Raw genomic sequence first — 22715 nt, 5'->3', positions numbered from 1 at the left:
GCACGCGCATCGACCCTCACCAAGGAGACACAATGAAGTTCCAACGCACCATGGGCGCACTCGCCCTGCTGGGCGCCATCAGCGCCATGAACACCGCAGCGGCCCAGGAAACCGTCAAGATTGGCCACACCGGTCCCCTGTCCGGCGCGCAGGCGTTTTCCGGCAAAGACAATGAAAACGGCGCCCGCCTGGCGATCGAAGAATTGAACGCCAAACCGATCACCGTGGGCGGCAAGAAAATCAAGTTCGAACTGCTGTCGGAAGATGACCAGGGCGATCCCAAAGCCGGCGTGCAAGTCGCGCAAAAATTCATCGACAGCGGCGTGCGTTACGTGGTCGGTCCTTACAATTCCGGCGTCGCCATCCCGGCTTCCCGCGCCTACAACGATGCCGGCACCCTGATCGCCACCGTCGCCACCAACCCGAAAGTCACGCAGCAAGGCTATAAGGGCGTGTTCCGCGTGAACGCCAGCGATACCCAGTTGGGCTCGAAAATGGCGCTGTATGCCGCCAAGGAATTGAAGGCCAAAACCGTGGCCGTGATCGATGACCGCACCGCGTTTGGCCAAGGCCTGGCGGAAGAATTCAAAAAGCAGGCCAAGGCGTCCGGCCTGGCGGTCGCGGGTCACGAATACACCACCGACAAGGCCGTGGATTTCACCGCCATCCTGACCAAGCTGAAAGCCAAGAATGTCGAAGCGATCTTCTTCGGCGGCTATGCGCCACAAGCCGCGCCGATGGCGCGCCAAATGAAACAGTTGGGCATCAATGCCAAGCTGCTGGGCGGCGACACCATTTGTACCGCGGAAATGGGCAAGCTGGGCGGCGACGCCGTGGGCGACAACGTGCTGTGCTCGCAAGGCGGCGCGATCCTCGACAAGGCGGCGGCCGGCCCGCAATTCAAGGCCGCCTTCAAGAAGCGCTATAACCGGGAACCGGATGTGTACGCGGCGACCTATTATGACGCCACCATGATGTACGCCAGCGCCATGCAAAAGGTGAACTCGACCGACCCGGCCAAGGTTGGCCCGTCCATCAGCGGCGGCGCCTACAAGGGCGTGATGGGCACCTATTCGTTCGACGCCAAGGGTGACATGAAGGAATCGCTGGTGACCATCTTCAACTTCAAGAACGGCGCGCCGGCGCCAATTTCCAGCTATTGATCCAGCCGCTGATCCAGTAACGGCGCCAGCAACATGCGGGTGCCGTTGCGCCGGTCCGGCGACGGCAGCAACAGGGTGGAATACTCCCGCAAGCGCCCCAGCGGGCGGGCCAGGATGTCATTGATCAGCCGGGCTGGAATCCCAGCCAGCTCAGCGTACGTGTATGCGGTACCCTCGCCAAAGGCGGCGCGGGTCAGCAAAGCTACTGCCACTTTCTCGGCAGTGTAATCATCAAGTCGGCGCGTCATGGCGCCAGTCTAATCCAGCGGCCGGGACGGTGGCGCAGGATACCGTCAAGCAAAGTGCCCGGATCCGGGCAATGCTGCCCTGCAGCGGGCAACCGCCGCCGGCCACGGCCAGCCGGCCATGGCGTCCAAGTGGTTGAAATATCACGGCATTTCGCTACCGGGTGCGGGTGGCACGGCGATTGCAATGACGTCCGCATGTTCAACCCGCAACCAACTGATATGGCTCAAGCGCCAACAGCATCAGCGCCACGGCGTTGTGGTTATTACATGGAAATGAATTGGCTCCATGTAAATCTCACCCAATAAAAAAGCAGTCCCGCAGGACTGCTTTTTATTCCGGCAAAAAACCGGCTACCGCTTATGCTTTTTTGCCGCGGCGGCGCGCTGCCACCAAGCCGCCCAAGCCCAGCAGCATCAGCGCCCCGGTTGCCGGCTCAGGTACGTCGACCGGTGGGACACGGGAACCGAAGCCATCGATATAGGCGTAGCCAAAGTGGCCGGTCGGATCGCAATCCGCCACCAGCAGCGACAGCGTGAAATCGTGGCCAGCCAGCAATGCGTCGATGGCCAGCTGTTCGATTTGCCAGTCGGCGGTATAGAACACGCCATTGAGCTCGGTGAAGCGGGTATCCACACCGCCACCGCCGGCGCCGGCGTTGTAGACACGGCTGATCAGCTGGGTATTGGTGGTGTCGTCATGCAAAGACACGACCACTTCGGCGGAATTGTCTTCCGCGTGGCCGCCATTTTCCAGTACGGCTTTCCAGGCAAAGAAGATGTTCGCGTCGGTGTAGTTCAACACTTTCTGGCTGATCACCGAAGCATAGCCGCCGAAGAACAAGTCTTCGGTGCGGAACGAGTAATTACCGGAATAAACCGTGCTGCCCAGTGCGGCGCCGAGGTTGCCGTCCACGGTGCCAACGGTATTGATCGTCGAGCGGTTGGCGGCGTTGTCGTACAGGCTGCCACCTGGCAGGAAGTCGCTTGGCGCGATGGCCGAATTCGGAATGCCGCCGCGGTAGCCGCCGCCGGTGGTCCAGCCATTGGTGGTGCCATCTTCAAAGCCGCCGTTCACGAACGGCATGGCGCTGGCGGCGTTGGCGAGCAGGAACAATGCTGCTGCGGACAATACTTTATGGAGTTTCATGGGCTAGGTCCCTAGTTGATTTGTGGAAAAAATTATAATGTTGCCATTTAACCCTTAGCACGAACCATGCCACAAACTTAAGTATTTGAAAACAATGTGAAAAAATTATTATCGCCGAGATAATGTTAATTTTTCCGACACTATGCTTGCATGGTGATAGTTGTCGACGGAAATAAAAAAAAGGGTTACAGACCGAAGTCTGTAACCCTTTTCCGTGTACTGCCGAATTGTGGTGCCGGAGATAGGAGTCGAACCTACGACCTTCGCATTACGAATGCGCTGCTCTACCAACTGAGCTACACCGGCGAAACCTGTCTACGCAAGTTGCGGCTCATCACTGAAGCCCGCTGCGTAAGAGGCTCGCATTCTAACAAACAATTTTCAGAATGCGCAAGAGTGATTTTTTATTTATGCAACAACGGGCGAAATTACTCGCCGTGGTAACCCGTCACCACCGCCACTTCATCGCGCGAACCCAGGAATACCGGGACGCGCTGGTGCAATTTGGATGGCTGGATGTCCAGGATGCGCTGCTTGCCGTCGGTGGCGGCGCCGCCGGCCTGCTCCACGATGAGAGCCATCGGGTTCGCTTCATACATCAGACGCAGCTTGCCTGGCTGAGATGGATCGCGCAGGTCGGCCGGGTACATGAAGACGCCGCCGCGGTTCAGGATACGGTGCACGTCGGCCACCATCGACGCGATCCAGCGCATGTTGAAATTCTTGCCGCGCGGACCGGTGTCGCCGGCCAGCAATTCGTCGATGTAGCGCTTGACCGGGGCATGCCAGTGGCGCGAATTCGACATGTTGATGGCGAATTCCTTGGTGGCGGCAGGAATTTGCATGCCGCGCTGGGTCAGCACCCACGAACCCATTTCGCGGTCCAGGGTGAAGCAGTTGACGCCGTTGCCGGTGGTGAGCACCAGCTGGGTTTGCGGGCCGTACACGGCATAGCCGGCGGCGACCTGCTTGCTGCCCGGTTGCAGGAAATCCTGCTCGGACGGATCTTTCATACCTTCCGGTGCTTTCAGCACGGAGAAGATGGTGCCGATCGACACGTTGACGTCGATGTTCGACGAACCGTCCAGCGGATCGAACACCAGCAGGTATTCGCCCATCGGGTAGCGGTTTGGAATGCGGTGGATGGTTTCCATTTCTTCGGACGCCATGGCCGCCAGGTGGCCGCCCCACTCATTCGCTTCCAGCAGGATTTCGTTGGAAATCACGTCCAGCTTCTTTTGCACTTCGCCCTGCACGTTTTCCGATTCCAGCGCGCCCAGCACGTCGCCCAGGGCGCCTTTGCCGACGCTGTGGCTGATGGTTTTGCAGGAGCGGGCCACCACTTCGATCAACAGGCGCAGTTCGGCCGGGATCGAGCTGTGCAGACGTTGTTCTTCGACCAGGTATTGGGTCAGGCTGATGCGTTTCATGGATTCCCTTGCTGTGGTAATAGGTAAAAATGGGTAAATCAAAAACTCGTTGTCTTAGTTGGCGAGCGCCTTGCTGACCACTTCATTGACGTCATTCGACAAGCCCACGCTGGAGGCGACTTTTTCCAGGGCGCGGCGCATTTGGTCCTGCAAATCCGGCACATAGCGGCGCCAGCGGTCCAGGCTACGCGCCAGGCGCGCGGCCACCTGCGGGTTGATAGAATTGAGCAAGATGACATTTTCCGCCCACAGTGCATAGCCGCTGCCGTCGTGCGCATGGAATTGCGCCGGGTTGGCGTTGCAATAGCTGAACAGCAGGCTGCGTGCGCGGTTTGGATTCTTGACGTTGAAGGCGGGATGCTGCATCAGCTCACGCACCTTGCCGATGCCGGTGTGCGGGCTGGCGCCCTGCATCGCAAACCATTTGTCGATCACCAGCGCCTCGTTCTCGAACTCGTCATAGAAACGCTGCAGGAACGGCGCCGCATCGGAACCGCTGTGGATCAGCGACACCAGCGCGGCCGAACGGTCCGTCATGTTGGTGGCGTCGTCAAACTGCTGCTGCGCCAGCTTCAGTTCGGCCGGCCCCGGATCGATCATCAGGTAAGCCAGCGCCAGGTTTTTCAGGCCGCGCTTGCCGGCCGACAGCGCATCGGGGCTGTACGGCCCCGGCGTCAGGTTCGCTTCATACTGCGCCAGCAATTCCGGCGCCAATTCGCGCGCCAGGGTGCGGCGCATGAACTGGCGCGCCGCGTGAATCGCTTGCGGATCGACCACGTCCATGTTTTCCGCAATGATGGTTTCCGATGGCAGGATCAAGGCCTGTTCGCGGAACGCCGGATCCAGGGTGGCGTCGCTCAGCACGGCGCGCTGGGCCGCGATGAAGGTGTCGTCCAAGGTCAGTTCGGCGCCGGCCGCGGCGGCGTTGGCCAGCTTGCGCAACCGCTCCATGGCCAGGCGCTGGCCCGCTTCCCAGCGGTTCACCGCGTCGCTGTCGTAACGGAACAGGTGCAGCAATTCCTCGTCCGTGTAATCGTATTCCAGCACCACCGGCGCGGAAAAATCGCGCAAGATCGACGGCACCGGCTTTTCCTTGACGTTGGTGAAGCGGAAAGTCTGCTCGGCTGCCGTGAAATCGAGCACGGCCGTGGTGGCGCCCACCACTTTGCCGTCCACCGCCAGCGCAATGTCATGGCCTTCGCTGTCGAGCAGGCCGATCGCCACCGGAATGTGGAACGGCAGCTTGTCGGTCTGTCCCGGCGTGTCCGGGCAGCGCTGGCGCAGGGTGATTTCATAGGTCTGGTCGGCGGCATCGTAGGTCGTCACCGCCGTCACGACCGGGGTGCCGGCCTGGCTGTACCAGCGCTCGAACTGGGTCAGGTCGACGCCATTCGCATCCGCCATCGCGGCGCGGAAATCATCGCACTGCACGGCTTGGCCGTCATGGCGCTCGAAGTACAGGTCCATGCCTTTGCGGAAACCTTCGCGGCCCAGCAGGGTCTGGTACATGCGCACCACTTCCGCGCCTTTTTCGTACACGGTGACCGTGTAGAAGTTATTGATCTCGACAAACGAGTCGGGACGCACGGGGTGCGCCATCGGCCCCGCGTCCTCCGGGAATTGCGCCTGGCGCAGGGTGCGGACCTGATCGATCCGGGTCACGGCGCGCCCGCTGGCGGTACCGATCATGTCGGCCGAAAATTCCTGGTCGCGGAAGACCGTCAAGCCTTCCTTCAGCGACAGCTGGAACCAGTCGCGGCAGGTGACGCGGTTGCCGGTCCAGTTGTGGAAGTATTCGTGGCCGACCACGGCTTCGATGCCGGAGTAGTCAATATCGGTGGCGGTGCGCGGATTGGCCAGCACGAACTTGGTATTAAAGATGTTTAATCCCTTGTTTTCCATCGCGCCCATGTTGAAGTCGCCGACCGCGACAATCATGAACCGGTCCAGGTCCAGTTCCAGGCCGAAGCGTTCCTCGTCCCAGCGGATACTGTTTTTCAGCGATTGCATCGCATAGTCGGTCTTGTCGAGATTGCCCTCTTCCACCCACACTTGCAGCAGCACTTCGCGGCCCGACTTCAGCGTGTACGTCTCTTCCTGGCACACCAGTTTGGCGGCCACCAGGGCAAACAGGTAAGCCGGCTTCTTGAACGGATCTTCCCACTTGGCGTAGTGGCGGCCATCGCCGAGGTCGCCCTGTTCCAGCAAATTGCCGTTCGACAGCAGCACCGGATAGCGCGCCTTGTCGGCGCGCAGCATGACCGTGTACTTCGCCATCACGTCCGGACGGTCCGGGAAATACGTGATGCGGCGGAAGCCTTCCGCTTCGCATTGCGTGTAAAAACTGCCGTTCGACACATACAGGCCGGACAAGGTGGTGTTATCCACCGGTGCGCACAAGGTTTCGATTTCCAGCGTCACTTCCTGCGGCGCCTTGGGGATCGTCAGGGTATTCGCGCCCAGCAGGTACTGGCCGGGCCGCAGGGTCTTGCCATTCATGCGCAAGGCGACCAGTTCGATCTCTTCACCGTGGAACACGATGTTACGGCTCTTGCTTTCCGGATTGCGGCTGAGGGTGACGCGGTTGGCCACGATGGTGCGGGCCGGGTCCAGATCGAAACCCAGTTCTACCGTGTGCACCAGGTAGCTGGGAGGAGTGTAGTCTTTACGGAAGATCGTCTGTGGGCTGTCTGTGCGCATAGGAATTTCGATCGGACATGGGTGGAAAAGGCTATTTTACCAACTGCAGCCCCGGACGACGCGCGCCAGCGCCAATACCACTTAGCGGCAAGGGCTTTCCAGTCAACATGGTGAGTGAATCCGCACCGAATTTTGCTGCTCTTCTCGTGGCCGTAACAAACTGTAATAATCGTGCGCAACAATGCGTGCCGCCATACACTGAAATATCCATCGGGAGCGAACCATCATGAAAACTTTCGCGATACTGGCTGCGGCGGCCAGTTTGCTGCTGACCGGATGCGCCACCACCATCCGTAGCGACGTGACCACTTTCCAGCAATGGCCGGCCACCGGCGTGCCGGATAAATCCTATGTGTTTGAAAATCCGCCGGCGGCGGACAACACGCTGGAACTGAAGACCTACCAGAACATGGTCAGTGCCGAACTGGCCAAGCTGGGCTTCACCCAAGTACCGGACAATGCCCATCCGAAGCTGAAAGTGGGCGTTCACTTCAGCACCATCGAGCGCCCCGTCAAAGTCTTGCACGCTTCCGATCCGTTCTGGATGGGACCGTCGCATTACTGGGGCCCCCGCTACGTCGGGCGCGGCTTTTACCGCCCTTACTGGGGCCCGTACCGCTGGGGCGGCTTCGGTCCGTTCTATGACCCGTTCTGGTATGGCCCGCTGGAAGTCCAGGAAACCATCCGCTATCACTATGAACGGCAATTGCGGGTCGCCATCAATACCATCGACGGGCAGAAACTGTTCGACGTGACGGTGCAAAACAGCAGCCGCCGCAAGTCGACCCCGGCCATCATGCCGACTTTGGTGCAGAGTGCGTTTAGCGGGTTCCCGGGGGAGAATGGGAAGGTCAAGCAGGTGGAGGTGCAGGTCGAGTGACTTGCTCGCGCCCGAGGCGGGCCACCCGGTCCGCCTCAGCTGTAATACGCCTCACTGGCAAACGTAATCGCCACCACCACCAACACCGCCAGCACCAGCACAATCAATAAACGGCCGAATTTCGGATTGCCGTCGTCTTCCGGTTGCTGCTGGCTGGTATCGTTCATGTCTTAAGTAATCAAGGAATCAGGATAGTCGACCCGGTGGTCTTGCGCGCTTCCAGGTCGATGTGGGCTTGCGCCACGTCGGCCAGATTATAGCGCTGCTTGACGGGTACCTGGACCTCGCCGCTGCCCACCACGCCAAACAGCGATTGCGCCATGGCTTCCAAATCCGCCCGTTTCGCCGTATGCGTCATCAGGGTTGGCCGGGTAATGGACAGCGAACCGCGCGATTGCAATTCATTGAGACTGAACGGCGGCACCGGGCCGGAGGCATTGCCGAAGCTGACCATGGTGCCCAGCGGGCGCAGGCAGTCGAGCGAACCGGTAAAGGTGTCCTTGCCGATCGAGTCATAGACCACGGCCACGCCTTCGCCGCCGGTGAGCGCTTTCACCCGCTCAACGAAGTTTTCCTGGTTGTAGTTGATCACGTGCCGCGCGCCGTTTTCAATCGCCAGCGCCGCCTTTTCCTCGGAACCTACGGTGCCGATCAGGTTCAGCCCCATGACCTTGGCCCATTGGCACGCGATCAACCCGACGCCGCCGGCCGCCGCATGGAACAAGATGGTGTCGCCCGCCTTCAACGGCACGGTGCGGTGGAACAGGTATTGCACGGTCAAGCCTTGCAGCATCATGGCGGCGCCGGTCTCGAAATCGATCTTGTCCGGCAACACCAGTAATTGCGCCGCCGGCATATTGCGCGCTTCGGCATAGGCGCCGTTCGGGCGGCCGGCGTACGCCACGCGGTCGCCGACCTTGACTTCCGTGACACCCTCGCCCACCGCTTCCACGACACCCGCGCCTTCCATGCCCAGCCCGGCCGGCAGCGGCTGGGGATACAGGCCGGTGCGGAAATACACGTCAATGAAATTGAGGCCGATGGCCTGATGGCGAACCGTGGCTTCGCCGGGGCCCGGCGGCCCCAGTTCCACATCCACATAGTCCATCACTTCCGGCCCGCCAGTGCGGGACATGCGTATCGCCTTCACCATCATGCTCATCATGCTTCCTTTCTCGTTGCTATTTAACGAAACCGCGCTCGCGCAGCCATTGCGTCATGCGCGGGTAATGGTCGCGCGCCCAGTGCGTGGAATTGATGTACGCATTGCCGCCATCGATATCGGTTTCCCACAGCCCGTGCGCCGCGCGCGGCAGCATCCAGACCTGGTGGTCTTTATGCCCCGCCTTGTCCAGCGTGTCCTTAAACAGCACGGCGCTCTTGTGCACCGGCACGAACGCATCCTTCTCGCCCAGGATATAGACCACCGGGACTTTCAGGTGTTTCAGGTCCGGCAGCGGGTCATAGCTGTAAAACGCCGTGGTTTCCGCGCGCGGCTTGTCGCGCAAGGTGTCGGGCATGATTTCCACGTGGCTGGCCCAGCGCGCATTGTCATTGGCGCGTGCCGACGCCAGCAATTCCGCGCGGTTGGCGCCCGCACTGGTCACCCAGCGCATCAGTTTTTCCTGGTATGCGGCGCCCGCCCTGACTTCGTCATCGCTGAATCCATGCGCGCGCAACGCGTTTTCGATACGGTAAACCTCTTGCTCGGCCGGTGTCACACCGGACGCCGCCTGGGCAATCACGAACGCCACCTTTTGCGAGCGGGTGGCCGCCAGCGGCGCCAGCCAGCCGCCCTGGCTGTGGCCCCAGGTGCCGATGGCCTTGGCATTGATGTCAGACCGCTTGCCCAGCAACTCGATGCCGGCCACCGCGTCGTCGGCCAGCGTTTCCATGGTGGATTTATTGAATTCGCCGGTGGACTTGCCCACGCCGCGCTTGTCATACATCAGCGCCGCCATGCCGTGCGCGGCAAAGTAATACGCCTGCAGCGCATAGGCGCCGCGCGGCGCCGGGCTCGACATTTGCGTCAGCACGATGGCGGGGAATGGTCCCTTCCCTTCCGGCAGCACCAGAGTGCCGGACAGGGTCACGTCGCCATTCTTGAACGTCACTTCTTCGGAGCGGAATTGCAGGCGGCGCGCCGTCTGCTGCTGGCCATTTTGTGTCCACACCATGCGTGCGACCTGGCCGGTTTTATCCTTTTCAAAGCGCATCGTGGTTTCACGCACGGCCGGATTCAGGTTGCCTTTACCCGCGTAATACGTGCTGTCGCTCTCGGCGAACATCGATGCGTAGCGCCCGCTGCTCATGTCGCTGTAAAACATTTGCGGGAAGTCGCCCCATTCGGACAGCACGACAATGCGCTTGTCGGGGAACTGGTAGGCGCCCAGCAGCGGCTGGTGGCGCTGCGGGTCGTCCGATAACGTACGGCGGAAGGCGAACTTGCCGTCCTTGCCGTTCAAGCTCACTTTCCCCGCCAGCAAGTCGCCCTGCACCTTGCCGTCAAATTGCAGTACGCCGTCCGGGCCGGGCAGCGCGAAGCGCACATTGCCCTGCTCTTGCTTGAAGCCGTCCAGTGGCACGTCCTTTTTTTCAAACGAGGGCAAATCGACAGTGGCCTTGCCGTCCGCGCTGAAATGGGGACGCAGGAAATTGATGTCCGAGCCGACTTCATAGGTGCCGACCCAATAGCCCGGCAAGCCCTGCTGGACAGGCGCCACCGGTGCGGCATGCGCCAGGGTGGAAAATGCGATGGCGGCAGCGCCGCCCAGGATGGTTTTCATGTCTCTCCCCGTGTTTTTAATGTAAGGGCGCTACATTGCCAGCGCGCAAGGCGCTGGCCTACATCCGTGCGACAGACTGCTATTTTGCGTGACCAGCCTGCAATTGAGACAGCACAAGGTGGGCTGACGACAAATTGGTAGCGCAGGCAACATTATGCACGTCACAAGAACGCACCAGCGCGTTGATATCCGGTTCGTGCGGCTGCGGCGTCATCGGATCGCGCAGGAAAATCACGGCATCGATTTGCCCTTCCACCAGCAGGGAACCGATTTGCAGGTCGCCGCCCATCGGGCCGGACAGTTTGCGGTCCACCACCAGGCCCACTTCCGCGATCAAGCGCCCGCCGGTGGTGCCGGTGGCGCACAGTTTGCAGCCGAGCAAGAAGTCCTTGTATTCGCGCGCCAGCGCAACCATGTCGTCTTTTTTCTTGTCGTGGGCAATCAGGGCAATGCGGTAAGTCATGTCAGGATTCCAAAGTTAAGAGTGGGACTACTTCTTTTGCGACAGCAAATAAATCCCGGCCAGCACCAGCCCGGTGCCGGCCAGTTGCCAATTGGTGATCGGCTCGCCCAGCACCAGCGCGCCGAGGAACAGGGTCGATACCGGGCCGATCATGCCGGCCTGCGACGCCGTGCCGGCGCCGATGCGCTGCACCGCCATCATCGTCATCAATACCGGCATCACCGTGCAGAAGATGCCGTTGACCAGCGACAGGCCATACACCGGCAACGGCTGCAGCAGCAAGTGCGCGGGACGCAGCACGAAAAACTGGCCGATGCAGGCCACACTGGACACGCACATCGCATACGACACCAGCCGCAGCGAGCCGAGCCGCTGCACCATTTCACCGGACAGCAGCAGGTACGCGGCATACGCCATCGCCGAGCCCAGCACCAGGGTCGATCCCAGCGCCACATCGGCGTTGCCGCCTTGCAAGTCGTGCAGGAACACCAGCACGATGCCCGCATAGGAAATCGCCAGCGCCAGCCACTGCCGGCGGCTGATGTGATGTTTGAGGAACAGGGTGGAAATCAGCAGGACGAAGGTGGGTGTCAGGAACAGGATCAGCCGTTCCAGGCCGACGGAGATGTATTGCAGCCCAAGGAAATCCAGGAAGCTCGACAGGTAATAACCAACCAGTCCCATGGCCAGGATGCGCCAGCGGTCCGCTTTGGACAGCGGCGCTTCCGTGCGCATCTTCCATACCGCGATGGTGGCGAACAGCGGCAGTGAAAACAGCATGCGGAACGCAATCACCGTAACGGCGTCGAGCTGGTACCGGTACAGCAATTTGGCGACCACGGCCTTGGTGGAAAACAGCACCGCCCCGCCAATGGCGATTGCCAGGCCGCCGAGATAGGCGCTGCGGGGCAATGGGGGTGTTGCACTGTTATCCATATGAAAGATTGTAAAGCCAAACCGGTTTTACTGCTGGCTGCCACGAATTTACTTTAGAGCAAGTGTTTAATTGACAAAGCCATGCCGGGCGGGTAGCCTGCCCTTCCTTATTCATTTGGCAATTCAATAAATAAAGCATGGCAATCATTCAGTGGGATGGCGCGCAAACCAAGTCGGAAGTCTTTACACCGGGCGACGTTATTGAAATCTCCGCCGTTTCAGTTGGTTACTGGGAAATGCTGGTCGGGAGCAGCGAGATCGTCCTGCACGCGAGCCGCGAAGGCAGCCTGACCCTGCGGTCTGCGGACGGTTCGCCACTAACGCCGGCCCAGTTGGCTATCAACCTGGCCGACAATGGCAAATTTCATTATGTTGTCGACAACACAGCCGTCACCGGCGGCGACGGCAACGACCTCATGCAGGGTAGCGCGCATGACAATACGCTGGACGGCGGCGCCGGCGACGATTTCCTGCAGGGCAACGAAGGCAACGATACGCTGGCCGACGATGACGGCGACAACTATCTGTTTGGAAATGGGGGAGACGACCGTCTCACCGGCGGCTCTGGTAATGACATCCTCAATGGAGGCGGCGGCAATGACACGCTGGACAGCGGCGGCGGCACCGACAACTTCCTGCTGGACGATGCGGGCGATGACCGCTACCTTATCCGCAGCCGGGGCGATATCATCTTCGACAATGGCGGCAATGACAGCGGCATCATTTATGCCGACTGGTATAAACCGTCGCCGCAGATCGAGCACTGGGAATGGGCGCCAGGCATCCAAAAGCTGCCGTACTGGATCGATGCGCTGCACTGGCACCATTCCGCCTTCGCCCCCAACGCGCTGCAGGAAGACCCCGTCGTGTACTACAGCTTCGCGCAACTGGCGACGGACTACTCGTCCGAGCGCGACCAGACCGGTTTCCAGCCTTTCACCCCATCGCAAATAACATATGCGCGCAAGGCGCTCGATTACATCAGCACCCTCATCGATGTGCGCTTCGAGGAAACCCTCGATACCACCGAGTCGTTTAACATCGTCATGGGCAATAATGAGCAGGAAGACAGCGGTGGTTACGCGTCCCCCATCTGGCAGGGCGGCGGCTCCGGCTTGCTGGTGGATAATGAGCCGAGCGCAAAATTCCCCGGCCGCGACGGTGGCGCCTACCTGAACGCCTTGCTGCTGCATGAATTGGGGCATTCGCTGGGCTTGCGGCATCCGTTCAGCCACCCGGATGCCGGCGACCGCGTGGAAGAACCACCATACCTTCCTGATGCGGAAGACAATACGTGGGCGACGCAAATGAGTTACACGGGTGACCAATACATGCCCGACCTGGCCTACAGCCCGCTCGACATCGCCGCCCTGCAATACCTGTGGGGCGTCTCGCCACAAGCCCGTGCGGACGACAGCCGCTATGTGCTGAGCGCCGATGCGGCGCAAATGATCTGGGATGGTGGCGGCACCGACACCATCGATGGCGCCGCCCTGCAGGCCGACCTGACCTTGTACCTGGACCCGGGTTACTGGAGCCATGCAGGCCAGAAGGCCACTCTCATCACGGCAGCCGGCCAGTACACCATCAACTTCGGCACGCAAATCGAACATGCGGTGGGCGGCGCGGGCGACGACCGGATCATCGGCAATGTGCTCGACAACCAGCTCACCGGCGGCGCCGGCAATGACATCGTGGATGGCGGCGCGGGCAACGATACGCTGACGGGCGGTACCGGCCACGACACCTTGGCCGGCGGCGCCGGCGATGACAGCCTGGCTGGCAATGAAGGCAATGACGTGCTGACGGGCGGCGGCGGCAATGACCGTCTGGCCGGTGGTGACGGCATGGACACCGCCGTTTTCAGCGGCGCATTCACGGCGCACACCATCAGCAGCACCCAGGATGGCTGGAGCGTCACCGGTGCGGACGGCAGCGATACGCTGGCCGGCATCGAGCGCTTGCGCTTTACCGACGCCATCGTGGCCTTCGACACCGGCAAGGATGGCGTGGCCGGGCAAGTGTACCGGCTGTACCAGGCGGCATTCGACCGCAAACCCGATGCCGGCGGCCTGGCGTACTGGATGGGACAAGCCGACAAGGGCACGGCCGTCACCAGCATTGCCGACAGCTTCCTGCGCAGCGAGGAATTCAGCAAACTGTATGGCGGCGCCAATCCCACGCCGGAAACCTATCTCGCGCAACTGTACAGCAACGTGCTGCACCGTCCGTACGACCAGGCGGGTTACGATTACTGGCTGGGGGTCATGAAACAGGGCGTGGCGCGCACCGACGTGCTGCTGTCGTTTGCCGCCAGCGATGAAAATGTCGAGGCGGTGGCGAAGGTGATCGGCAAGGGCTTCGACTACACCTATTCGGGTTAACAAAAACGGGGCCGGGACGCTTGCGCGCCCGGCCCCGTGTATCAATCATCCAGCGCTTAGTTGACGATCACCGAAGGCGAACCCGCCAGCACCGTGGCATAGGTGACGTTGGCGATGGTCGCCGAAGGCGCATTGCCGCCCACCAGCTTGTTGACCTGCTTGAACTGGGCCGCCACGCTGCCCGGGGTCAAGGTCACCACCGTATAGCCCTGCGCATCCGTGTTCACATGCTTGAGCCACGGATTGCTGTTCAGCGACGCCAGCTGCTGCGCCAGCGGCACCAGCTGGCCGGTGAAGGCGGCATTGGTTTTCAGGCCGTTTTGCAGGGCCGCCACCGTCGCGTCGAGCTGCGCTTCCGGCACGCCTTTGGAGGCCAGCACGCCGCGCAGGCGCACCTTGATTTGCTCCAGCAGGCTGTCCACGGTCGGCGCAGGCTTGCCCAGGGTGTAGTCGAGCAGGTTGACGTCGATATTGACCGTGCCCAGGTTCGGCACCGGCAGCGCCAGCGGGTACGACACCAGGGTCGCCAGGTCGCCCAGGCTGGCCGCCGCGTCGCGCAGGTAGACAAAGAAGGAATCCGAGCTGACGCCGGCCGACACCAGGTCCACCATCACCGGCGTGCCGCCATTGGCCGCATCGTAATCGTCGCTGACGGTACCGGCGAAGAACGAGTGGATGTCGCCCGTCAGCGCCACCACGTTGCCGATATTGTTGGTCTTCAGGTGCGACATCAGCGCCTTGCGTTCGCTGTTATAGCCATCCCACTGGTCGCAGTTGACCAGGAAGCGGCGGAAGTACGGGCCCAGCGCGGCCGCCTTGCCGGACGCCACCACGAATGGCGACTCGACTTTCTTGGCCAGGATGTCCGGCTTGATCCAGCCAAACGCGATGATCTGTGCGCCGGCCACGGCTGCCGCTTGGGCCGCCGCCGCGGCGCCGCCTGCGGCATTGGCCGCCAGCGCATCTTTCGCGGCGCCATAGGTGCCGACAGCAATCCGCGCCTGCGCCTCGGACAGGCCGGCCGCAATCGCGGCGGCGCCCTGCACGATCTGGCTCAAGCCGGCGCCGGCAATCGCCTGGGCGGCAGCTTGCGCCACGGCCGGCGAGGCGCCCGACGTGGCGCCCGATACGATCGCGGCGGCCAATGGCACATTGCCGCCGGTCGATGCGGCGGTGGTGCCGATGGTGGTGGCCAGGGTGCCGATCGCGCTCAACGCCAGCAAGGTCGACACCGCATCCACGCCGGACATGCCCATGCGCAGCAGCGATACTTCATTGCCCCACAGTTTCCAGGTGGTGGTGGCCGACTTCATCTTGTCTTTCCACCAGTCGCGCTGGGTATTGCCCAGCATCGACACCGGTGTCAGCGCATCGGCGCCGGCCTTGGTGGCGGCCGCCATTTTTTGCGCTTCCACCGCGTTGAACAAGTCTTGCGGCACCAGGTAGCGCGAACCGATCGAACCGATCGGCTTGCCGTCGGCCGGATTCGGCGATGCTTCCGGGATCACGTGGTCGGAACGGTACAGGCGCTGGTCCGTCATCACCAGCGACATCAGCGAGCCAAACTGGAAATCACGGTAAATCTTGATGTTCTGGAAGCTCGCGTTGGCCGAATCGAACGACACGTCGGCCGGCATGAATTCAAACCAGGCCTGGTTGGCGTTGCGGCGGCGCTGGGTGGCCTTGGTGTTGCCGCCATCGGCCGTGTTGTCGCCGTCGTACGTCTGCGCATCTTGCCACGCATCGTCGGTGAATTCGTGGTCGTCCCAGATGGAGATGAACGCGAAGCGTTCGTGCACCGATTGCAGGCGCGTATCGGTGCGGTATTTCTTGTACAGGTAACGGTAGTCGGCCAGGGTCGACGCGTATTTCGCGCCGGACGTGCCATGCTTGAACACGCCATCGGGCAGTGTCAACGCATCGTGGCGCGACTCCACCGCGCCGGCCTGGAACGCTTCGCCCACGGTTTCGTAGATGTAATCGCCGAGGTGGATGATGAAGTCCAGGTCTTCGTTGGCGGCAATGTGCGCCAGCGCGCCCCAGTGGTTGATGCTCCAGTCCTGGCAAGTCAGGTAAGCAAAGCGCAACTGGTTGACCGCGGTACCGGCAGCCGGCGCGGTCTTGAAGCGGCCGATATTGGTTCGGATATCGCCTGCGGTGAACTGATAGTAATACGTGGTGTTCGGCTGCAGGCCCGTCAACTTGTGGCGGATCGTGTTGTCGAATTGCGCCTGGGCGGAAATCACGGTGTCGGCCACCATGGTGCCGGCCAGCGCGGCATTGCTGCCCGGCGTGTTGGTATCGGTCGTCACGCGCAATTGCACGCCGACGCTGCTGTTGGTGACCGGGACGGTCGCCACGGTGTCGAGCGCCGCCGGCACCACCCGCGTCCACAGCAGGATACTGTCGGCGCGCGGGTCGCCCGAGGCGACGCTTTGCGGGAATTTCCAGTCTTTGCCAGTCACGGCGGGAATGCTGGGCGAGGTTACAGCGGATCCTGCACCATCGCTGCCGCCGCAGCCGGCCAGGCCGCCCGTGGCCGCCGAAACGGTGATGAATCCGCCAAACTTAATAAATTGCCTTCTATCCATTTTTGTGCCCGCCTATCAAAAAAAGTACGATCGGAAGATATTAACGAATTCACATTTCAACCAGATAACAAATTCCATGTTTTTCGCATGACTTTGGAAGCCATACAACACATTCCCAACACATTCCCCCTGCATTTCCCCTCTCAAAGCCCCGGCGCGGGGCGGCAAAACCGGCATGTCCTTATGCTAAAATACCGGCCTCACTGGCATACCGTCGAAGGAAGATTGAACATGGCTGGACACAGCAAATGGGCCAATATCAAGCATAAAAAGGCTGCATCGGACGCGAAACGCGGAAAAATCTGGACGCGCCTGATCAAGGAAATCACTGTTGCGGCGCGCATGGGCGGCGGCGACGCCAGCGCCAACCCGCGCCTGCGCCTGGCCATCGACAAAGCCGCCGACGCGAATATGCCGAAAGACAACGTGCAGCGCGCCATCACGCGCGGCACCGGTGGCGAAGACGGCGCCAACTATGAGGAAGTGCGCTACGAAGGCTACGGCATCGGCGGCGCGGCCATCATTGTGGACTGCATGACCGACAACCGCGTGCGCACGGTGGCGGAAGTGCGCCACGCGTTCAACAAATACGGCGGCAACATGGGCACGGAAGGTTCCGTGGCCTTCATGTTCAAGCATTGCGGCCAGTTCCTGTTCGCGCCTGGCGTGGATGAGGACAAGCTGATGGAAGCGGCGCTGGAAGCCGGCGCGGAAGACGTGATCGCCGACGAAGAAGGCGGCTTTGAAGTGCTGTGCGGACCGAACGATTTCGCCGCCGTCAAGGATGCGCTCGAGGGCGCGGGCTTCAAGGCGGAAGTGGCGGAAATCATCATGAAGCCGGCCACCGACACCACGCTCACCGGCGACGACGCGATCAAGATGCAAAAGATCCTGGACGCGCTGGAAAACCTGGATGACGTGCAGGAAGTCTATACCAACGCAGTCATCGAAGACTGACCGGCAGCTTCGGCTGACCTCTGCGGCGGCCAGTATGCCGCCTACCGAATTTCTTAATCTATCGAGTCCTCATGAAAATTTTGGTAGTCGGCTCCGGCGGCCGCGAACACGCGCTGGCATGGAAATTGGCGCAATCGGAAAAAGTGCAAATGGTCTACGTTGCCCCCGGCAACGGCGGCACCGCACGCGATGCGCGCCTGCAAAACATCAACATCACCGACCTGAACACGCTGGCCGCGTTCGTCGAGCGCGAACACATTGCGCTGACCGTGGTCGGCCCTGAAACCCCGCTGGCTGGCGGCATCGTCAACCTGTTCCGCGCCAAGGGCCTGAAGGTGTTCGGCCCAACGAAAGAGGCGGCACAACTGGAATCGTCCAAGGATTTCGCCAAGGCCTTCATGAAACGCCATGGCATTCCGACCGCGGAATACGAGACCTTCTCGGACGTCACCCAGGCGCATGCCTACGTCGACGCCAAAGGCGCCCCGATCGTGATTAAAGCCGACGGCCTGGCGGCCGGCAAGGGCGTGGTGGTGGCCATGTCGCTGGAAGAAGCACACCAGGCGGTGGACCACATGCTGAGCGATAACCGCTTCGGCGACGCCGGCGCCCGTATCGTCATCGAAGAATTCCTGGCCGGTGAGGAAGCCTCGTTCATCGTCATGTGCGATGGCAAAAACATCCTGCCGCTGGCGACGTCGCAAGACCACAAGCGCCTGCAAGACAATGACCAGGGCCCGAACACGGGCGGCATGGGCGCCTATTCCCCTGCCCCGATCGTGACGCCGGCCATGCACGCGCGCGTGATGCGTGAAATCATCAACCCGACCATCGCCGGCATGCACAAGGATGGCATTCCCTTCACCGGCTTCCTGTACGCGGGCCTGATGATCGATGCGGCGGGCAATCCAAAGACGCTGGAATTCAATTGCCGCATGGGCGATCCGGAAACCCAGCCGATCATGTCGCGCCTGAAGACCGACCTGGTGTCCGTTATGGAACACGCGGTCAACGGCACGCTCGATGCGATCGAACTGGAATGGGACCGCCGCACGGCGGTCGGCGTGGTGCTGGCGGCTGCCGGTTACCCGGACGATCCAAAGAAGGGCGACGTGATTGCCGGCATTCCCGCCGAGACGCCGGAATCGGTGACCTTCCACGCCGGCACCACCGAAGCCGATGGCAAGCTGCTGACCAGCGGCGGCCGCGTGCTGTGCGTGGTGGGCCTGGGCGACAACATCAAGATGGCGCAAAAAGTCGCGTATGACGCGGTCGAGAAAATCCATTTCGACGGCGCGCAGTATCGCCGCGATATTGGCTGGCGCGGCTTGAAACACTGATCGGGCATGGCGGCTTCCGCGTAGCGGAAACCGCCCTACCATGCGCGCAATCCGGGGCGGATCATGTTGGCTATGCCGACTTGATCCGCCTCTGTCATTGTGCCCCGTGCTACAATCGCCCCCTCACTCGTTCCACTTCGCCGTTTACTTCGCCCCGCATGAGCGCTATCCCCTCTCCTACCGACGTCAAGCAATACCTGATCGGCCTGCAGCAACGCATCGTTGAAGCGCTCGAAGCGCTGGACGGCCAGGCGTTCCTGCGCGATGAATGGCAGCGTCCGGAAGGCGGCGGCGGCATTTCGCGGCTGGTGGAAGAAGGCACTGTGCTGGAACGGGGCGGCTGTAATTTCTCGCATGTGACGGGCGCGGCCTTGCCGCCTTCCGCCGCGGCGGCCCGGCCGGAACTGGGTGGCCGTCCGTGGGAAGCCATGGGCGTGTCGCTGGTGCTGCATCCGCGCAATCCATACGCGCCGACCGTGCACATGAACGTGCGTTTCTTCAGCACGACGACCAGCGACGGGACGCCCGTGTGGTGGTTTGGCGGCGGCATGGACCTGACCCCGTACTATGGCAACCTGGATGATGCGAAGCATTTCCATGCCACTTGCCGCGCGGCGCTGGATCCGTTCGGCACGGAACTGCACCCGCGTTTTAAACGCTGGTGCGACGAGTATTTTTACCTGAAACACCGGAAGGAAGCGCGCGGCGTGGGCGGCATCTTCTTTGATGACTTCAACGCCGCCGGTTTCGAGCAAAGTTTTGCCATGGTGCGCAGCGTGGGCGATGCTTTCCTGGATGCCTACCTGCCGATCCTGGAACGCCGCAAGGACACCCCATACGGTGAACGCGAGCGTGATTTCCAGGCTTACCGCCGTGGCCGCTATGTCGAATTCAACCTGGTCTTCGACCGTGGCACCCTGTTCGGCCTGCAGTCCGGCGGCCGCACGGAAGCGATCCTGATGTCGATGCCACCGGTCGTCAAATGGCGCTACGACTGGCACCCCGAACCAGGCACCCCGGAAGCCGCGTTGTATACGGACTTCCTGCCGCACCGCGACTGGCTGGCATAGCAGTGCGCTGCGTTGCCCTGCTGGGCGGCACATTCGATCCGGTTCACCTTGGCCACGTGGCGCTGGCGTCACACTGGATGCCATTGCTGGGCGCCGATGAATTGCGCGTGCTGCCGGCGCTGCCGTGGCAAAAAGCCTCCCTGGGCGCCACAGCCGAACAGCGGGCCGAGATGGCGCAACTGGCTTTTACAGGGCAGCCTTACCCGGTGGTCATCGACCGCCAGGAACTCGAACGGGGTACGCCGACCTTCACCGTCGACACCCTGCGTAATTTACGGAGAGAACTGGGCAATGAGGTATCGCTGGCGTTCCTGATGGGCGCCGACCAGTTGCAAAAGCTCGATACCTGGCGTGACTGGCGCGCCCTGTTCGGCCTGGCGCACCTCTGCGTGGCAGCCCGTCCCGGCTTTGCGCTGGACCAGTTGTCGCAGCCTGTGCAAGAAGAATTACATGGCCGCATGGCCACCCCGGAACGGGTACGCACCACGCCGGCAGGCTGCATTTGCCTGGCGCCCGATCTGGCGGTGGACATGTCGTCCAGCGGCATACGTGCTGCATTACAACGGGGGGAACAGCCAGACTCGCTTATCTCCCCGGTGGTGCTAGACTATATTGAACAACATAATCTTTACAAATAATAATGGATATTAAAAAACTGCAAACCACCGTCGTCAGCGCCCTGGAAGACGTCAAAGGCCAGGACATCGCCCTGTTCGACACCACTCACCTGACCAGCCTGTTTGACCGCATCGCGATCGTCTCCGGTACCTCGAACCGCCAGACCAAAGCCTTGGCCGCGTCGGTGCGCGACAAGGTGAAGGACGCCGGCGGCGACGTGATTGGCATGGAAGGCGAAGATACCGGCGAATGGGTACTGGTCGACCTGGGCGACATGATCGTCCACATCATGCAGGCGCCGATCCGCGCTTACTACCGCCTGGAAGAACTGTGGGGCGACAAGCCGGTGAAACTGGGCGCCGCCAAGCGCAAGTCGACCCCGGAAGCGGTCGACGCCGCACCGAAGAAAACCAGCAGCCACATGGCCGCCGGCAAGAAAGAAAAAGCTGCCGAGCCAGTGATTGAAAAGAAAGTCGCGGCGCGCAAGCCGGGCGTGTCCAAGGCCAAGGTCAAGGCAGCCGACGACGCCGTGGTGGCGAAAAAGCCGGCCGCACGCAAGTCCGCCGCCAAGAAAGCCATCGAGCCGGTGATCCCGGAAGGCATGGTGGTCCCGGAAGGCAAAAAGGTCAAAGTCACGGCTACCAAAACGCTGACCGCTTCGACCAAAGCCAACCGCGAAGAAAAAGCCAAGGTCGCCGCCAAGGTCAAGGCCGCCGCCGAAGCCCCGGCCAAGACCGTGATCAAGCGTATCCGCAAAGCCGCTGCCGAATAATCGAGCCGGCACGCCAGTATGCAGTTGATCATTGCCGCGGTCGGCCACAAAATGCCGGCCTGGATTGAAAGCGGTTATGCCGAGTACGTGAAACGCATGCCGCCGGAATTGCGCATCGTGCTGAAGGAAATCAAGCCGGTCGAGCGTTCCGGCAGCAAAACGGCGGCCACCGCCATGGCGCTGGAACGCGAGCGCATCGAGGCGGCGCTGCCGAAGTCGGTGCGCATCATTGCGCTCGATGAACGGGGCAAGGATGTCACCAGCGTCGGCCTGTCGCAGATGCTGGAAACGTGGCAACAGGATGGCCGTGACACGGCGTTCCTGATTGGTGGCGCGGACGGGCTCGATCCTGCCCTGAAAGCGCGTGCCGAAGGCATGATCCGCATTTCCAGCTTGACGCTGCCGCACGGGATGGTGCGCGTCATGCTGGCGGAACAGTTATACCGTGCGTGGACCATCACGCAAAACCATCCTTATCACCGCGTATGATATGTGGATGCCCGGCCTGAAGGCCCGGCACACCAATTAAATAAAAAAATCATGAAACCGGTCGACAAGAAAATCTACCTGGCCTCGAAAAGTCCGCGCCGCCGCGAATTGCTGCGGCAAATCGGCGTGGACTTCGAGTTGCTGCTGTTGCGCAGCGACGGCCCGCGCGGCGCCGACGTCACGGAAGACGTCATTCCGAGCGAAGGCGCCTATGAATATGTCGGCCGCGTGGCGCTGGAAAAGGCCACGTGCGCATGGGACATGCTGCAGCGCCGCCACCTGGTGCCGCGCCCCGTGCTGGCCGCCGACACCACCGTCACCATCGACGGCGCCATCCTCGGCAAGCCGGCCAATACGGCGGAAGCCATCGCCATGCTGGAAAAGCTGTCAGGCCGCACCCACCAGGTCATGACGGCCATCGCGGTGCGTCACAACAAGTTCGAAGCACAAATCACGCAAGTGTCCGACGTGCGCTTTGGCGAGCTGACGCCGGCATCGATCCAGGCCTATTGCGCCACCGGCGAACCGTACGACAAGGCGGGCGGCTATGGCATCCAGGGCCTGGCGTCGGTGTTCATCGAACATATCGAAGGCAGCCATTCCGGCATCATGGGCTTGCCCATTTATGAAACCGCGCGCCTGCTGCGCCAGGCGGGACTGCCACTGCCATAACGGTACCATTGCGCTGCCATGGCGGCGCGATCGGTATTTCGTGACGCCATATGTGCGTGCTGTTTGGTA

Annotated in this window: 20 protein-coding genes and 1 tRNA gene; 10 read left to right on the top strand and 11 right to left on the bottom strand. The window is 61.5% G+C overall.

Translation table 11 applies throughout. The features are described 5' to 3' along the window. Positions 1–32 precede the first annotated feature (32 nt). A complete protein-coding gene (locus AC1RRC_RS18940; protein WP_493057076.1) occupies positions 33–1163 on the top strand; it encodes a branched-chain amino acid ABC transporter substrate-binding protein in 1131 nt (376 codons plus the stop codon). On the opposite strand, the gene AC1RRC_RS18935 is transcribed toward AC1RRC_RS18940, so the two are convergent. The 5 genes from AC1RRC_RS18935 to pepN form a co-directional block, all read right to left on the bottom strand. Further along, positions 1157–1411 carry a hypothetical protein gene (locus tag AC1RRC_RS18935; protein ID WP_493057075.1) on the bottom strand — a complete coding sequence of 85 codons (255 nt, stop codon included), beginning with the start codon at positions 1409–1411 and terminating at the stop codon, positions 1157–1159. The genes AC1RRC_RS18940 and AC1RRC_RS18935 overlap by 7 nt on opposite strands. Before the next feature lie 358 nt (positions 1412–1769). Beyond that, positions 1770–2558 carry a PEP-CTERM sorting domain-containing protein gene (locus AC1RRC_RS18930; protein WP_493057074.1) on the bottom strand — a complete coding sequence of 263 codons (789 nt, stop codon included), beginning with the start codon at positions 2556–2558 and terminating at the stop codon, positions 1770–1772. A 230-nt stretch (positions 2559–2788) separates the two neighbouring features. Further along, positions 2789–2864: transfer RNA gene (locus AC1RRC_RS18925), tRNA-Thr, on the bottom strand. A gap of 122 nt (positions 2865–2986) precedes the next feature. Next, positions 2987–3988 carry a class 1 fructose-bisphosphatase gene (locus tag AC1RRC_RS18920; RefSeq protein WP_493057073.1) on the bottom strand — a complete coding sequence of 334 codons (1002 nt, stop codon included), beginning with the start codon at positions 3986–3988 and terminating at the stop codon, positions 2987–2989. 54 nt (positions 3989–4042) lie between these two features. Further along, complete coding sequence (gene pepN / locus AC1RRC_RS18915) at positions 4043–6688, bottom strand: aminopeptidase N (protein WP_493057072.1); 2646 nt, start codon at positions 6686–6688, stop codon at positions 4043–4045. Between the two features lie 226 nt (positions 6689–6914). Here pepN and AC1RRC_RS18910 point away from each other — a divergent pair, with 226 nt between their 5' ends. After that, positions 6915–7568 carry a DUF4136 domain-containing protein gene (locus tag AC1RRC_RS18910; RefSeq protein ID WP_493057071.1) on the top strand — a complete coding sequence of 218 codons (654 nt, stop codon included), beginning with the start codon at positions 6915–6917 and terminating at the stop codon, positions 7566–7568. A 35-nt stretch (positions 7569–7603) separates the two neighbouring features. Here AC1RRC_RS18910 and AC1RRC_RS18905 read toward each other — a convergent pair whose 3' ends face one another. The 5 genes from AC1RRC_RS18905 to AC1RRC_RS18885 form a co-directional block, all read right to left on the bottom strand. Beyond that, a complete protein-coding gene (locus AC1RRC_RS18905; RefSeq protein WP_493057070.1) occupies positions 7604–7735 on the bottom strand; it encodes a hypothetical protein in 132 nt (43 codons plus the stop codon). Between the two features lie 11 nt (positions 7736–7746). Beyond that, complete coding sequence (locus AC1RRC_RS18900) at positions 7747–8721, bottom strand: quinone oxidoreductase family protein (protein WP_493057309.1); 975 nt, start codon at positions 8719–8721, stop codon at positions 7747–7749. A 28-nt stretch (positions 8722–8749) separates the two neighbouring features. Further along, positions 8750–10354 (bottom strand): alpha/beta hydrolase family protein, encoded by a 1605-nt coding sequence (locus tag AC1RRC_RS18895; RefSeq protein WP_493057068.1) that lies wholly within the window; start codon positions 10352–10354, stop codon positions 8750–8752. A 79-nt stretch (positions 10355–10433) separates the two neighbouring features. Next, positions 10434–10817: a methylglyoxal synthase gene (locus AC1RRC_RS18890; RefSeq protein ID WP_493057067.1), complete on the bottom strand. Its 384-nt coding sequence runs from the start codon at positions 10815–10817 to the stop codon at positions 10434–10436. Positions 10818–10844: 27 nt separating this feature from the next. Beyond that, positions 10845–11753 (bottom strand): DMT family transporter, encoded by a 909-nt coding sequence (locus tag AC1RRC_RS18885; RefSeq protein WP_493057066.1) that lies wholly within the window; start codon positions 11751–11753, stop codon positions 10845–10847. A gap of 137 nt (positions 11754–11890) precedes the next feature. On the opposite strand from AC1RRC_RS18885, the gene AC1RRC_RS18880 reads away from it, so the two are divergent. Next, a complete protein-coding gene (locus tag AC1RRC_RS18880) occupies positions 11891–14137 on the top strand; it encodes a DUF4214 domain-containing protein (protein ID WP_493057065.1) in 2247 nt (748 codons plus the stop codon). 56 nt (positions 14138–14193) lie between these two features. Here the strand turns inward: AC1RRC_RS18880 and AC1RRC_RS18875 are convergent, their stop codons facing one another. Further along, complete coding sequence (locus AC1RRC_RS18875; protein ID WP_493057064.1) at positions 14194–16728, bottom strand: alkaline phosphatase D family protein; 2535 nt, start codon at positions 16726–16728, stop codon at positions 14194–14196. Positions 16729–16959: 231 nt separating this feature from the next. Between AC1RRC_RS18875 and AC1RRC_RS18870 the strand changes: the two genes are divergently transcribed. The 7 genes from AC1RRC_RS18870 (at position 16960) to AC1RRC_RS18840 (ending at position 22646) form a co-directional block, all read left to right on the top strand. Continuing rightward, positions 16960–17685: a YebC/PmpR family DNA-binding transcriptional regulator gene (locus AC1RRC_RS18870; RefSeq protein WP_493057063.1), complete on the top strand. Its 726-nt coding sequence runs from the start codon at positions 16960–16962 to the stop codon at positions 17683–17685. Between the two features lie 71 nt (positions 17686–17756). Beyond that, complete coding sequence (gene purD / locus AC1RRC_RS18865; RefSeq protein WP_493057062.1) at positions 17757–19025, top strand: phosphoribosylamine--glycine ligase; 1269 nt, start codon at positions 17757–17759, stop codon at positions 19023–19025. 158 nt (positions 19026–19183) lie between these two features. Continuing rightward, a complete protein-coding gene (gene hemF, locus AC1RRC_RS18860; protein WP_493057061.1) occupies positions 19184–20095 on the top strand; it encodes an oxygen-dependent coproporphyrinogen oxidase in 912 nt (303 codons plus the stop codon). Further along, on the top strand, positions 20092–20733 hold the full coding sequence (gene nadD, locus AC1RRC_RS18855) for a nicotinate-nucleotide adenylyltransferase (protein ID WP_493057308.1): 642 nt from the start codon (positions 20092–20094) through the stop codon (positions 20731–20733). Before hemF ends, nadD begins: the two co-directional genes overlap by 4 nt. Positions 20734–20735: 2 nt before the next feature. Further along, the gene (gene rsfS, locus AC1RRC_RS18850) at positions 20736–21485 is read left to right on the top strand and encodes a ribosome silencing factor (protein ID WP_493057060.1); all 750 of its coding nucleotides are present in this window, start codon (positions 20736–20738) and stop codon (positions 21483–21485) included. An 18-nt stretch (positions 21486–21503) separates the two neighbouring features. Continuing rightward, positions 21504–21974: a 23S rRNA (pseudouridine(1915)-N(3))-methyltransferase RlmH gene (rlmH, locus tag AC1RRC_RS18845; RefSeq protein WP_493057059.1), complete on the top strand. Its 471-nt coding sequence runs from the start codon at positions 21504–21506 to the stop codon at positions 21972–21974. Positions 21975–22025: 51 nt separating this feature from the next. Next, the gene (locus AC1RRC_RS18840; RefSeq protein WP_493057058.1) at positions 22026–22646 is read left to right on the top strand and encodes a Maf family protein; all 621 of its coding nucleotides are present in this window, start codon (positions 22026–22028) and stop codon (positions 22644–22646) included. Positions 22647–22715: the final 69 nt, after the last annotated feature.

This window comes from Pseudoduganella sp. GW821-FHT12E03, assembly GCF_058807115.1.
Note: the sequence above shows the minus strand (reverse complement) of the source record. Positions and strands in the feature narration are given on the sequence as shown.